Source organism: Trinickia camelliae, from assembly GCF_053525655.1.
The window spans coordinates 203,415-216,781 of record NZ_JBCHAA010000013.1 but is presented as its reverse complement, the minus strand read 5'-3'; the positions used below and the strand labels follow the sequence as shown (position 1 = coordinate 216,781).

The 13,367-nt window shown below is 65.1% G+C and carries 11 protein-coding genes; 4 read left to right on the top strand and 7 right to left on the bottom strand.

The annotated features are described in order from the left end of the window. The first annotated feature begins 57 nt into the window (after positions 1–57). A complete protein-coding gene (locus tag AAHK20_RS21880) occupies positions 58–513 on the top strand; it encodes a GDP-mannose mannosyl hydrolase (protein WP_449183598.1) in 456 nt (151 codons plus the stop codon). Between the two features lie 268 nt (positions 514–781). Here AAHK20_RS21880 and galU read toward each other — a convergent pair whose 3' ends face one another. Then, entirely contained in the window at positions 782–1,690 is a 909-nt protein-coding gene (gene galU / locus AAHK20_RS21875; protein WP_449183597.1) for a UTP--glucose-1-phosphate uridylyltransferase GalU, read from the bottom strand. Positions 1,691–1,981: 291 nt separating this feature from the next. Between galU and AAHK20_RS21870 the strand changes: the two genes are divergently transcribed. Beyond that, positions 1,982–2,971: a GlxA family transcriptional regulator gene (locus AAHK20_RS21870; RefSeq protein WP_449183596.1), complete on the top strand. Its 990-nt coding sequence runs from the start codon at positions 1,982–1,984 to the stop codon at positions 2,969–2,971. Here the strand turns inward: AAHK20_RS21870 and AAHK20_RS21865 are convergent. The 3 genes from AAHK20_RS21865 to AAHK20_RS21855 all read right to left on the bottom strand — a co-directional run bounded on the left by AAHK20_RS21865 (position 2,957) and on the right by AAHK20_RS21855 (position 6,207). Further along, a complete protein-coding gene (locus AAHK20_RS21865) occupies positions 2,957–3,916 on the bottom strand; it encodes a LysR substrate-binding domain-containing protein (protein ID WP_449183595.1) in 960 nt (319 codons plus the stop codon). The genes AAHK20_RS21870 and AAHK20_RS21865 overlap by 15 nt on opposite strands. A 126-nt stretch (positions 3,917–4,042) precedes the next feature. Further along, complete coding sequence (locus AAHK20_RS21860) at positions 4,043–4,684, bottom strand: 2-hydroxychromene-2-carboxylate isomerase (protein WP_449183594.1); 642 nt, start codon at positions 4,682–4,684, stop codon at positions 4,043–4,045. A gap of 44 nt (positions 4,685–4,728) precedes the next feature. Beyond that, on the bottom strand, positions 4,729–6,207 hold the full coding sequence (locus AAHK20_RS21855) for a TAXI family TRAP transporter solute-binding subunit (protein ID WP_449183593.1): 1,479 nt from the start codon (positions 6,205–6,207) through the stop codon (positions 4,729–4,731). Between the two features lie 551 nt (positions 6,208–6,758). On the opposite strand from AAHK20_RS21855, the gene AAHK20_RS21850 reads away from it, so the two are divergent. Then, positions 6,759–7,118 carry a BON domain-containing protein gene (locus AAHK20_RS21850; RefSeq protein WP_449183592.1) on the top strand — a complete coding sequence of 120 codons (360 nt, stop codon included), beginning with the start codon at positions 6,759–6,761 and terminating at the stop codon, positions 7,116–7,118. Between the two features lie 140 nt (positions 7,119–7,258). Here AAHK20_RS21850 and xdhC read toward each other — a convergent pair whose 3' ends face one another. From xdhC to xdhA, 3 genes are read right to left on the bottom strand one after another with little or no spacing between them, the layout of a single operon-like run. Next, positions 7,259–7,840 carry a xanthine dehydrogenase accessory protein XdhC gene (xdhC, locus tag AAHK20_RS21845; protein WP_449183620.1) on the bottom strand — a complete coding sequence of 194 codons (582 nt, stop codon included), beginning with the start codon at positions 7,838–7,840 and terminating at the stop codon, positions 7,259–7,261. Then, positions 7,840–10,200: a xanthine dehydrogenase molybdopterin binding subunit gene (gene xdhB, locus AAHK20_RS21840; RefSeq protein WP_449183591.1), complete on the bottom strand. Its 2,361-nt coding sequence runs from the start codon at positions 10,198–10,200 to the stop codon at positions 7,840–7,842. Before xdhB ends, xdhC begins: the two co-directional genes overlap by 1 nt. Before the next feature lie 26 nt (positions 10,201–10,226). Further along, positions 10,227–11,750: a xanthine dehydrogenase small subunit gene (gene xdhA, locus AAHK20_RS21835; protein ID WP_449183590.1), complete on the bottom strand. Its 1,524-nt coding sequence runs from the start codon at positions 11,748–11,750 to the stop codon at positions 10,227–10,229. Positions 11,751–12,147: 397 nt separating this feature from the next. On the opposite strand from xdhA, the gene AAHK20_RS21830 reads away from it, so the two are divergent. Then, positions 12,148–13,359 (top strand): MFS transporter, encoded by a 1,212-nt coding sequence (locus tag AAHK20_RS21830; protein ID WP_449183589.1) that lies wholly within the window; start codon positions 12,148–12,150, stop codon positions 13,357–13,359. Positions 13,360–13,367: the final 8 nt, after the last annotated feature.

Here is a 13,367-nt window from a genome sequence, read left to right as displayed (position 1 = left end):
CCTCTACGCCGTGCGAAACGCGCGGCATGGCACAACGACAACTTTGGCTGAGACCCGATGCTTACCGAACTCGATTTTCTCGACGTGGTTCGCCTGACGCCGCTCGTATCGATCGACCTGATCGTCACCGATGCGCACGGGCGCGTTCTGGTCGGACAGCGCCGCAACCGTCCAGCGCGCGGCACCTGGTTCGTGCCGGGCGGCCGCGTGCAAAAAGACGAAACGCTCGACGCGGCCTTCACGCGCACCGTCGAGAGCGAGCTCGGCATCTCGGGTATGGAGCGCTCGGCCGCGCGCTTTTACGGCGTCTTCGAGCATAACTACCCGGACGACAACTTCGCGGGCGAGCCCGGCATCTCGACGCACTACGTGGTGCTCGCCTACGCGATCACGCTGACGGGCAGCGCACCGATTGGCCGTTTCGACCAGCACAGCCGGTATGAGTGGCTCAGGCCGGATGAACTGCTCGCGCGCCGGGACGTGCATGAGAATACGAAGGCGTATTGCAGGTAGTGGGGCGGGCGCGCTGTGGGCCTGGAGTAAGCGCTAAAGCGCTAACTTGGGTCGCAAAAAAACGCCCGCTTCTTGGCGGGCGAAAGGACCATTTTGAGCGCCACAGGGGTAGCGCCGATTCCATTGAAGGCGACGGTTCGTGTCGATTCAATATGCGTGTGCCGAACTGCCGGATGCGGAAGGGATATTGTCGGAATTGGCGGCAAACCGATCGCTGGCGCGAGTTTTGTTTTGAATGAGCCAAGCCACCGGCATCGCCCGCCCCCTCTCACGCAGCCAGCGACGAAAGCACCACCGGCGCATCGACCGGCCCGAACTGCTCGCGCAAATACGCTTCGAACGACGCCTTCAACTCGGGATGCCGCAAGGCAAACTCGATCGTCGCCTTCAAGTAGCCGAGCTTGCTGCCGCAGTCGAACCGCTGGCCCTTATAGCGAAACGCGAGCACCTGCTCGTCGGAAAGCAGCGATTGAATCGCGTCGGTGAGCTGGATCTCGCCGCCCAAGCCCGGCTTCACGCGCCGCAAATGCCCGAAGATGCCCGGCATCAGCACGTAGCGCCCCACCACGCCGAAATTCGACGGCGCCTCCTCCGGCGCCGGCTTTTCGACGACGCCGTGCATCTTGATCACGCGATCGTCCCACGCGCGGCCGTCGATCACGCCATACGAGCGCGATGCCTCGCGCTGGATCTGCTCCACGCCGACCACCGAGCAGTGGTAATGATTGAACACCTGCACCATCTGCGTGAGCACGGGCGGCTCGCCATCGAGCAAGTCGTCGGCGAGCATCACGGCGAACGGGTCGTCGCCCACGAGCTTCTCCGCGCACAGCACGGCATGCCCGAGCCCGAGCGGTTCGGGCTGCCGCACATAGAAGCAGTCGACGTGGCTCGGCTTGATGCTGCGCACGAGTTCGAGCAAGTCGAGCTTGCCGCGCGCCTGCAACTCCGCTTCGATCTCATAGGACTTGTCGAAGTGATCCTCGATGGCGCGCTTGCTGCGCCCCGTGACGAAGATCATCTGCGTGATGCCCGCGGCCATCGCCTCTTCGACCGCGTATTGGATCAGCGGCTTGTCGACGACGGGCAGCATTTCCTTCGGGCTCGCCTTCGTTGCAGGTAAAAAACGCGTGCCGAGACCCGCGACCGGAAACACCGCCTTGTTGACGCTGAGCATGGGCCCCCCTTGCCTATCGAACGATTAAAAACGTGTTGGCTCAGCGTATTCCCCAGGTACCGATGGCATCTGCCAACATCTCGCCCTTTTCAGACGATAGCCGCATGGCGCTTGGGCCGCCGCGTATGATGCGACGCATCAGGCATGCCGTTCCACTCCTGTCGCCTGGCTGTACGCCGAAGCGCTTTCGCGGACCACGAAGCGTCGATGCCTCATGGGCGAACGACGGTTTCGCGATTCGACCGGCGCGCAGATGTTCGTCCGCTCAACGACATCGTCAGAGCCGCTCACATGGCCAAACGCATCGCTATCCTGATCTTCGATGGGTTCTCGCTCGTCGAAGTCAGCTCGATCGCCGAAGTGTTCCGCCTCGCCAACGAAATGGAGATCGAGCGGGCGAGCGAAGCCGAACCGTATACGCTTGTCGTGTTCTCGAGCGCGGGCGGCAGCGTCGCGAGCAGCTGCTCGATGCGGGTCTGGTCGGAGAATCTCGATGCGCCGCTCTTGACCGGTTTCGACGCGCTCTTCATCGCAGGCGGTCCCGGCGCGCAGCACGCGAAGGACGACGAGCACCTGGTGCGGCGCTTGCGCACGATGCTGCAGAAGACACGCGTCGTCAAAGCAATCGGCGAAGGCGCGGCGATTCTCGCCGTGGCCAATCTCGTGCATGAACGAAGCGGCGTCGAGTTTCCGTCCGGTGCGGCGTTTGCCGCGCGCGAATCTCACGCTTCTTCGCACGCGCCGCTGCATGGTCAGGCGCATGCGCTCGTCGCCGTCGAACAGCCCGCCGCCCTCGACGATCCGCTCGGGCCGATCGCCGCCGCGCTGTCGGTGATCAAGCGCGACTACGGCTCGTCCGCGGCCCGCGAAATCTCGGAACGCTCGATGCCCGGCGCATGGCGGCGCTTGGGCGCCGTGCTCGGCGATCTCGACGAAGGCGGCGCGCGCGAGAAGATCAACGCGGCCGCGCGCTGGATTCGCGAGAACTACGGACGGCAAATCTCGGTGGCGGAGGCGGCACAGGTCGCCTCGATGAGCGAGCGCAGCTTTCTGCGCCGCTTCAAATCGCAGATCGGGCTCACGCCATCCGAGTACCTGCTGCGCGCGCGGCTCGATGCGAGCTGCCTGCTGCTCGTCGCGACCGATCTGCCGGTCGACAAGATCGCGCGGCGCTGCGGCGTGGGCAGCGGAGATGGTCTCGCGAAAATCTTCAGGAAGCGTTTGTCGATTTCGCCGACGGAATATCGGATCGCCGGACGGCGCCGCTCAGACGACAACTGAGTCCTTCTTCGCGCGCGACGTCAGCATCGTCGATACCGACGCCATCAAATCGCGCATCCACTCGACATCGCTCGGCCGATCCGGCTGCGGATGCCACATCTGATAGCACTTGATGCGCGGAAACGGGATCGGCGCGTTCACGACCGCGAGCGGCAGCATGGCCGCGTAGTGCGTGGCGAAGCGCCGCGTCGTCGTGAAGATGAGGTCCGATTGCAACAGCACCTGCGGCACGAGGCCGAAGTAAGGCAGCGTGATCACGACGCGACGCGCGACGCCCGCGCGCGCCAAGCCGATTTCGATCGCGTTGCGGCGCGCGCCGCTATAGGGCGTCGGCGCGAGGTGCGCGGCGGCAACATAGGCGTCGCGCGTGAGCGGCTCGCGCGCGAGCGGGTGGTCGGCGCGCATCATGCAGACGATCGTGTCGGAGAACAAATCGCTTCTCTCAAAGCGCGGATCAGGCTTCGGCCAGTTGCCGACGACCAGATCGAGCTCGCCCGCATCGAGCGCCGCTTCGTGGTCTAGCGTGGGATTCAGCGAGTCGATCTCGAGATGCGCGTTCGGCGCGGCCGTTCTGAACTGCGCGATCAGCGTCGGCATGAAGAAGTCGTTCAGATAATCAGGCGCGGCGATGCGAAACGTGCGGCGCGAGCGCGACGGATCGAAATCGCCATGCGGGGTCGCGACGAAATCGACCTCGCGCAGCGCGCGCTGCGCCGCGCCGAGCAGCGATGCGCCGTACTCGGTCGGCACCATGCCGGATTTGCCGCGCACGAGGATCGGGTCGTTCAGCGTCTCGCGCAGCTTCCTCAGCGCCGTGCTGATCGCGGGCTGCGTCTGATTCAGGCGCAACGCCGTCTGCGTCACGCTGCGCTCGATCAGGAGCGTGCGCAACACGCGCACGAGCCAGATATCGAGTGTGGCGGGGCTGTCGTCGTAGTCGTCCATGCGATATCGAATTACCAAACGCGTAACGTTAGGCCCAATCGCGCGTGCCCGGCATAGCGACGCCGGTATGGCCGGGATCAGGGCCTGCGGCCTGATCCCGCCGATCACACTGGCTGTCTTGATGTCTTAAGGCATGTCGCCGAACGGCAGCGTGCTGATGCGCTTCACCTCTTTCGAGTCGAGCCAGTTCGGCGTGCGCGCACAGTAGAGCACCATCGGCAACGCGTCCTCGCCCCAGAACAATTGGTCGTTGAAGCGGAAGGTCGGCACGCCGAAGATGCCGAGGCGAATCGCTTCGTCCCCGTTGCGTTGCAATTGCGCCTTGGTCTCCTCGAGCGCGATCAGGCGTTCGCCATCCGGGATACCGGCGTAATGGCACAGGTCGGCGAAACCCTCGTCCGTCGACGGGTCGCGCCCCTCGCGCCAAATGAAGCGGAAGATCGCACGCGTGCATGCGAGGTCGGCCTTCGCGGCGGTTGCCAGCAGCAGCGCCTTGGTCGAATCGAACGGATGCGCGGGCGGCATCTTGAACGGAATGCCTAATTGCTCCGCGCGAAACAGCGCATACCGGAACGTGAAGATGCGCCGCTGCGGCACTTCATAGCCGGGACGCTGCCCCCAGTGGCGATAGAGACCGTAGAGCGAGATCGGCGTCAGCTCGAACGGCACCTCGGGCCAATGGTCGTGCTGTTCCAGGAGCAAGTACGAAAACGGCGAGATGAAGTCGTAGAACCACAGCGGTGGCGCGGTGTCTTTGGCTTTTGGCATGAGTGTCTCCCTGTGCGATGTTGGATGTGTAGGAGCCGGCCGGCTCATGCGTCGTGGCGTTCGGGCGCCGGCGGCTCGCCATCAGCTGGAGCTTCGGGTTCCTCGTCCGCCTGCGCACCGGTCTGCCCGCTGCTTTGACCGCGATCATCCGCCGCCTGCCCATAGCCCGACGTGAGCCGTCCGCGCACGAAACCGATATGTTCGCGCAGCACGTAGAACTGGTCGGCATAGGCGAGCGGCATCTTGAGCTTGTTGACCGACTCCTCGATCGCATCGAGCTTTTCGATCAGCACCGAGCGCTCGGCCTCCGAGGTCTCGGCGAGCGCGCCGCGCTCGATCGCGATCAGCGCGCCGTACCAGCGGTAGATCCGCGACTTCACGCGCCATGCGTACAGCGACGGCACGACCCGCAGGCCCGGAATCAGCACGACGATGATCGGCACCAGCAGCACGATCATCCGGTCCGCGAGGCTCGCGAGCCAGAACGGCAGCGAACGGTACAGGAAGCTCTTGCCCGACTTGTAGTAGCGCGCGGCGTCGTCGCTCAACGGGAAGTCGTGCACGAGCGGCGCCGGGAATTCGCCTGCGTGCTGCAGCAGGTTCGCGCGGCCATGCACTTCGCGCGCCGCTTCGATCAGGAGATCGGAAAGCGCCGGATGGAGCGAATCGCGCGCGATCAGATCGGCGGTCGGCGCGATCGTATGGATCGTCGCCGGCGGCAGATTCTTGCCGAGATCGAACGCGCCCATCGGCAGATCGATCTGCGTGAGGTACGGAAAGCGCCGCGCGTAGGCCTCGGCCTGCGTGAAGCTGTATTGGCGGATGCCGGGCGTGCGCGAGAGCGCCGCCATCACAGGCGGCTGCGCCGAATCGCCGGCGAGGAACGCGACGTCGATTTCGCCCGAGGTCAGCGCCTTCGCGGCGGCGTCGCCGGTCAGCGGCAAGAGCTCCGTCGGCCCGCCGGGAACGATGCCGTTCGCCTTGAGGAGCGTCAGCGCGAGCTGGCGCGTGCCGCTGCCTTCGGGGCCGATCGCGATGCGCTTGCCATGAAACTCCGAAAGGCGCGCTTCAGGCGTCCCCGTGTAGAAGATCACGAGCGGCACGTACGACACGCTGCCGAGCGACATCAGGTCTTCGGTATTGCCGGCGACGAGGCTCTTTGCGTCGACCGTCGTGAGCCCGCTCTGCACGAAGCCCACGTCGACGTTCGCCTTGGGATCGGCCAAGCGCTGCAGGTTCTGCATCGAGCCTTCGGACGGGAGCACGACGAGCGTGACGCCGTTGCGCGCGAGGATGGTCTTGTACTTCTGCGCCGCGTTCCAGAACGAGCTGCCGACCGGTCCGGCGGTAATGGTCATCGTGTTGGGCGGCGCGGGCTGGATCAGGCGGATCGCAAGCCAGATGGCGAGCGCGCTGATGAGGAGTATCGGGCCGAACGAAACCGCTAGATCGCGCCAGGAGATCGCGACGAAACGGGCGACGAGACGGGGTGCGGGTCGGCGGCGGCCGTTGGAAGGCTTCATCGGCAATTCTTGAGGCGGTGCGTACGAGGGAAAGGCGTGCCGTGGCAAGAGGCTGCGTGGGACCGCGACCGCCCGCGAACATCGGCTGGCGGAGGGCGGCAAATCCGCGCGCGCTTGGCGCCGATGGTACATGAGATTCGCGCGATCACGGCGCGCGGCATACTTGCAAGGCGCGCAAACTTGCAACAAAAATTTGCATGAAGTGTTGCAAGAAGCCCGCACCCCCTGCGCTGCCACTGGTAAACCCTTTCGCCTGTCGGCAACCTGCACTAAATTGTGCGTCGCTGCCGCGCATTGAAGCCTCGCGACACGCGACCCGGCACGACTCAAAAGAACCGGGCGCGACGAGAGGCGCGCGGCGAGCCGGCGGGCGCAAGCTGTTCTATCCGCGCCGCGGCCTTCTCTCGCCTCTCTCGCTTCACCGTGTCAGACCCAACGCCGGCGCACCAGGCAGCGATGCCTCGCGCGTTGCGCCGTGCCGCAGGTGTGGTACCGATCCGCCTCGCTTAGGCGGTTCTCATCGATGTGAATGAAGTGAACTAGGAGAAAACATGAAAGCAGTGAACTATCTGAAGGCGTTGGGTGGTGTGGCATGCGTGGTTCTGGCTTGCAGCGCGTACGCGCAAGCGAGCGATACGAGCGCGGCGGCGACGGCGCCCGCGACCGCTTCGGCCCCGGCGGCCAAGGCAGTCAAGAAGGCCAACCGCCAGCTCGGCTACACCGTGCGCAAGGCGCTCGCCAAGGCGCAAGGTCTCGACGTGTCGAACATCTCGGTGCGCTCGCGCGGCGGTGCAGTGACGCTGACCGGCACGGTGCCGGACCAAGGCCAGATCGACACGGCCGGCGAAACGGCCAAGGGCGTGAAGGGTGTCACGTCGGTGACGAACAAGCTGTCGGTGATGCAGCAGTAAGCTGGGCATTCGCGGGAAGCGGCACGCTGCCGTTCCCGCTGCTTGGCGCGAAATGCAAAACGGGTCCCGGTGTTGCCGGGACCCGTTTTTATTGCCTCTCTGCAAGTAATGCCATCCTGCCTGAGCTTTGGTGTACTGGCCTATGCGAGCGACTCTTGGACAGACGACAACGGCAAGCCGCCGCCGCTCACCCCCTGCCCCGCCCTCACCTGCAACAACTGCGCGCTGACCGCTACCGCAATCGAAGCCGGCGCCTTGTCGACGATACCGCTCACGCCGATCGGGCACGTCATCTCCACGAGCCGTTCCGGCTCGACGCCGCGCTCCATCAGACGCCGCTCGAACTTCACGCGCTTGGTCTTCGAGCCGATCATCCCGAAGTACGTGAAGTCGCGCCGCCGCATGATGCGCGCCGCCAGCGAGAAGTCGAGCGCGTGGTTGTGCGTCATCACCAGGAAGTACGCGCCCGGCGGCGCCGTATCGACGATCGCGTCGGGCGTGTCGGTGGCCTCGATCTGCACGTTCGCGGGCACTTCGTCCGGGAATAGTTCGTCGCGCTCGTCGACCCACTGCACGACACACGGCAGCCGTCCCAGCAGCGCGATCAACGCATGACCGACATGCCCCGCGCCGAACAGCACCACGTGCATCGGCGGACGCTTCGGCTCGTCGGCGCCGCGTCGTCCGATACGCACGTCCGACACACAGGGCAGCACGGTCATCACGATTGCTCTCCACGCGCTGCGCGCACCGCCTTCACCGCCTTCAAAATTTCTTCGGCGGTCGCCGGCGCGTTCATCGGCGGATTCACTTCGTAGTCGCCGACGGCCGCGACCGCATCGCGGATCGCGAAGAACACCGAGAACGGCAGCAACAGCGGCGGCTCGCCAACCGCCTTCGAGCGGTGGATGCTGTCCTCGGCATTGCGGTTCTTGAACAGGTTCACGCGGAAGTCGGGCGGCGTGTCGTTTACCGTCGGGATCTTGTAGGTGGACGGCGCGTGCGTCATCAGCTTGCCGTCCGGTTTCCACCACAGCTCCTCGGTCGTGAGCCAGCCCATGCCCTGGATGAAGCCGCCTTCCACCTGGCCGATGTCGAGCTGCGGATTCAGCGACGCGCCCACGTCGTGAAGCGCATCGGCGCGCAGCACGCGCATCTCGCCGGTCAGCGTATCGATCACGACTTCCGACACCGCCGCGCCATACGAGTAATAGAAGAACGGCCGGCCTTGCAGCGTCTTCTGATCCCAGTAGAGCTTCGGCGTCGCGTAGAAGCCATCCGACCACAGCTGCACGCGCGCGACGTAGGCGTTCTTGATGATCTCCTCGAACGGCACCACGACTTCGCCGACCACCACGCAATCGTCGGCGAAGCGCACGTCATTCGCGCTCACCGCGCCCGCGCCGTACTTGATCGCCGCGAACGCCGCCAAACGCTGGCGCAGTTGACCTGCCGCATCCTGCGCGGCCTTGCCGTTCAAGTCCGAACCGGTGGAAGCCGCCGTCGCCGACGTGTTCGCGACCTTGCTCGTGTCGGTCGCCGTCACGCGCACGCGCGAGAAGCTGATGCCGAGCTCATGCGCGACGACCTGCGCGACCTTCGTGTTCAGCCCCTGGCCCATCTCCGTGCCGCCGTGGTTCACGAGCACCGAGCCGTCCGTGTAGATGTGAACCAGCGCGCCGGCCTGGTTGAAGTGCGTCACGTTGAACGCAATGCCGAACTTGACCGGCGTGATCGCGATGCCCTTCTTGAGCACCGTGTTCTTCGCGTTGAACTCGCGCACGGCCGCGCGGCGGCTGCGGTAGCCGCTCGTCGCTTCGAGCTCGTCGAGCAGCTCGTGGATCACGTTGTCTTCGACAGTCTGGCCGTACGGCGTCAGATTGCGCTCGGCCTTGCCGTAGAGGTTCTTGCGGCGCACGTCGAGCGGATCGAGCTTCAACGAGCGCGCGACGTCGTCGATGATGTATTCGATCGCGAACGCGCCTTGCGGACCGCCGAAGCCGCGGAACGCGGTGTTCGACTGCGTATTGGTCTTGCCGCAATAGCCTTCGATCGAGATGTCCGGGAAGTAGTACGCGTTGTCGAAGTGGCAGACGGCGCGCGTCATCACGGGGCCCGAGAGGTCCGCCGAGAAGCCGCAGCGCGAAGTCATGTCGACCGAGACGCCTTCGATCACGCCGTCGTTGCTGTAGCCCACTTCGTACGTGTAGTGGAAATCGTGGCGCTTGCCGGTGATCATCATGTCGTCGTCGCGGTCCGGACGCAGCTTCACCGGGCACAGCAGCTTCCACGCGGCCACGGCCGCGCAGCACGCGAACAGCGCCGACTGCGATTCCTTGCCGCCGAAGCCGCCGCCCATGCGGCGGCATTCGATCAGCACGTTGTGCGACGCGACACCGAGCGCATGCGCGACGTGGTGCTGCATTTCGCTCGGGTGCTGCGTCGAGCAGTAGACGTGCATGCCTTCGTCGTCCTTCGGCACCGCGTACGAGATCTGGCCTTCGAGGTAGAACTGCTCCTGGCCGCCGAGCAGCATCTCGCCCGCTTCGCGATGCGAGGCATGCGCGATCTTCGCCGCGGCCGCGCCGCGTGCGAGCTTCATCGGCGGCAGCACGTATTGCTCGGCTGCGCGCGCCTGCTGCGCGGTCAGGACCGCGGGCAGCTCTTCGTATTCGATCGTCGCGCGACGCGCGGCCAAGCGCGCGATGTCGTGCGAGGTCGCGACGACGATGAACATCGGCTGGCCGACGAACTGCACGACGCCTTCCGCGAGAATCGGATCGTCGTGGATGATCGGGCCGCACTGGTTGTGACCGGGGATGTCGTCGGCGGTGAAGACGGCGACGACGCCTGGCGTCGCGCGCACCGCGTCGAACGACATCGACACGATCTTCGCGTGCGCCTTCGTCGACAGGCCGAGCGCGGCATGCAGCGTGCCGGCGACGATCGGGATGTCGTCGGTGTAGGTGGCGCGGCCGCTTACGTGCAGATGCGCGGATTCGTGCGGACGCGAGACGTGGACTTGCTTGAAGTCGTCGAGTTCGCGCAGTTCTTTCAGGAACGGTTCGGCTTGCTGGTTCATTGGGGTGTCTCCGGTTCCTTGGTTCTTTAGACGCTCGCGGCTTCGGCTTCTACGAAGCGGACGTTGAGGGCTTCCGCCGTCAGAGGATCGTTCGGGCGCGTTTCGAGCCAGAAGCGGTACAGCAGGTTCTGCGCGGTCTCCAGGCGATAGACGTTGGTCGCGCGCATGTCGGTGAGCGGCGCGTAGTCCTGCGCGAGCGCCTGCATTGCCGCTTGGGCGGTGGCCTCGTGCCAGTCGGCGCCGTTCAGCACGCCTTCGGCGGTCGTCGCGCGCTTAGGCGTTGCGGCCATCCCGCCGAACGCGATGCGCGGCTCGCGGATCACCTCGCCGTCGGCGATGAACGAGAACGCCGCGCACACGGCCGAGATGTCGGAGTCGAAGCGCTTGGAGAGCTTGTACGTGCGGAACTGCAAGTTCTTGCGTGCGCCGGTGCGCGTCGGCACCTTCAGGCCCACGACGAACTCGTGCTCGGCCATGTCCTTCTTCTGATACGCGAGGTAGAGGTCTTCGAGCGGCATCTCGCGCTCGATCTCGCCGCCGCGCACGATCACGCGCGCGCCGAGTGCGATCAGGCCCGGCATCGAGTCGCCGATCGGCGAGCCGTTCGCGACGTTGCCGCCCAGCGTGCCCGCGTTGCGGATCGGCAGCGACGCGAAGCGCTTCCACATCTCGGTCAGCTCGGGGTAGTGCTTGGCCAGCTCGGCATACGCGCGCTCGACGGTCACGCCCGCGCCGATCTCGATCCAATCCGCCGACGTTTCCATCTTTTGCAGCGCCTCGACTTGGCCGACATAGACGATGTCGCCGAGCTGGCGCATCTGCTTCGTCACCCACAGGCCGATATCGGTGCTGCCCGCGAGAATCCGCGTGGCGGGCTTCGCTTCCTTGATGCGCGCGAGTTCGGCGACGGTGCGCGGGGCGTCGAAGGCTTGGCCCGCGTGCTCGTAGTGGAACGTCTCGCCGCGCTGCAGGCCCACGAGCTTTTGCGCGAGTGCGTCGACGTCGACGGGCGCTTTCGGGCGAGCGTCGAACATGCGCACCGCCGCGTCGACGATCGGACGGTAGCCGGTGCAGCGGCACAGATTGCCGGTCAGGGCGTCGTTGATTTCCTGGCGCGACGGAACGGTTTTACCCGCGCAGCTCGTCTCGCACGTCTCATGGCCGTGCTTTTCGTAGAGCGACCACATCGACATCACGAAGCCCGGCGTGCAGAAGCCGCACTGCGAGCCGTGGCATTCCACCATCGCTTCCTGCACCGGGTGCAGCGAGCCATCCGGCTGGCGCAGGTCTTCGACCGTGAAAAGCGCCTTGCCGTCGAGCGTCGGCAGGAACTGGATGCACGCGTTGACCGCCTTGAAGCTCATGCCGCCCGTTTCGTTGCGCTCGCCGACGACCACCGTGCACGCGCCGCAGTCGCCTTCCGCGCAGCCTTCCTTGGTGCCGGTGCAGTGCGCGTCTTCGCGCAGGTATTGCAGGACGGTGCGGGTGACGGGTGCGTCGCTGACTTCGCGGATCGCGTTGCGATGGTAGAAGCGGATTGGCTGGCTCATGTCTCGTATCTCGTTTTGACGTGCTCAGTTGGGGGCTGACACACGGCGTTGCAGTAACGGTTCGAACGCTATCACCGACAAATCCCATAACCCATAGGCACCGACACATGCAGGACATATTCTTGAATCCATATGTCGGTCGTCTTCGGGAACATTTTGTCAGACCAAAAATCGGCTGAATCACGACTATTTCGACGGTTTTGTTGAAATATCGACACGCCTCTATAGCTATCACCTGATCGTAGCGATCGCTAGTGACGATCTCAGCATCCGTCCCCGTCTCATCGCTTCCGACACCGTTTTTTATGTACTAAAAGGATAATTTTTCGATTCACGCAGAAACCGGTTCCATGGGAGAATTGCGACTTCTTGCCGTTTTCAAGTCTGGTTTTCCCTCATGCCCGCCGATTCCGCTTCGTCTCGCAGCGACTTTGCGACGACCCTGAAGATCATTCCGGTCGTTTTCTTCACGTTTCTTTGCTATTTGACGATCGGCGTGCCGCTCGCCGTGCTGCCCGGCTTCGTCCACACGGACCTCGGCTTCAGCGCGATCCTCGCGGGCGCGGCGATCAGCGCGCAGTACTTCGCGACGCTCGCCTCGCGGCCTCTCGCGGGCCGCTCAGCCGATACGCTCGGGCCGAAGCGGACGGTGTCGATCGGTCTGATGGGCTGCGGCGCGAGCGGCGTGCTGCTGCTCATCGCGGTGCTGTGCAAGGACTGGCCGTTCGTGAGCCTCGCGATCCTGGTGCTGAGCCGCCTCGTGCTCGGCTTCGGCGAAAGCCTGTGCGGAACCGGGGCGATCCTGTGGGGAATCGGGCGCGTCGGCACCTCGCACAACGCCAAAGTGATTTCGTGGAACGGCATCGCCACCTACGGCGCGCTCGCGATCGGCGCGCCGCTCGGCGTCGCTCTCTCGCACTCGTTCGGGCCCGCGACGCTCGGCATCTTCATCATCGGGCTTGCCGCCATCGGCTACGCGCTGGCGCAACGAATCGCCCCGGTGCCGCTCGTGCACGGCGAGCGCATGTCGTATGCAAGCGTGTTCACGCGCGTGCTTCCGCACGGCATCGGGCTCGCGCTCGGCTCGGCCGGATTCGGTTCGATCGCGACGTTCATCACGCTTTTCTATGCGGCGCGGCATTGGCCGAACGCCGCGCTGTCGCTGACGGTGTTCGGCACGATGTTCGTCGGCGCGCGCCTCTTGTTCGCGAATACGATCAAGACGTACGGCGGTTTCCGTGTGGCAATCGTGTCGTTCTGCTTCGAATGCGCGGGCCTTTTGATGCTGTGGCTCGCGCCGGTGCCGCACGTTGCGCTCGCGGGCGCCGCGCTGACCGGCTTCGGCTTCGCGCTGGTGTTCCCGGCGCTCGGCGTCGAGGCGGTCGGCCTCGTGCCGCCGGCAAGCCGCGGTGCGGCGCTGTCGGCGTACTCGGTGTTTCTCGATCTGTCGCTCGGGATTACGGGGCCGCTCGCGGGGTATGTCGCGGGCGAGTTCGGGTATGAGTCGGTGTTCCTGTTCGCGGCCATTGCAGCCGCGGCAGCAGTGGCGCTATCGACGAGCCTCTATCTGCGCAATGCGCGCGTGCCGAATGCGCCTGCGGCGCTGTGAGCCGCTGT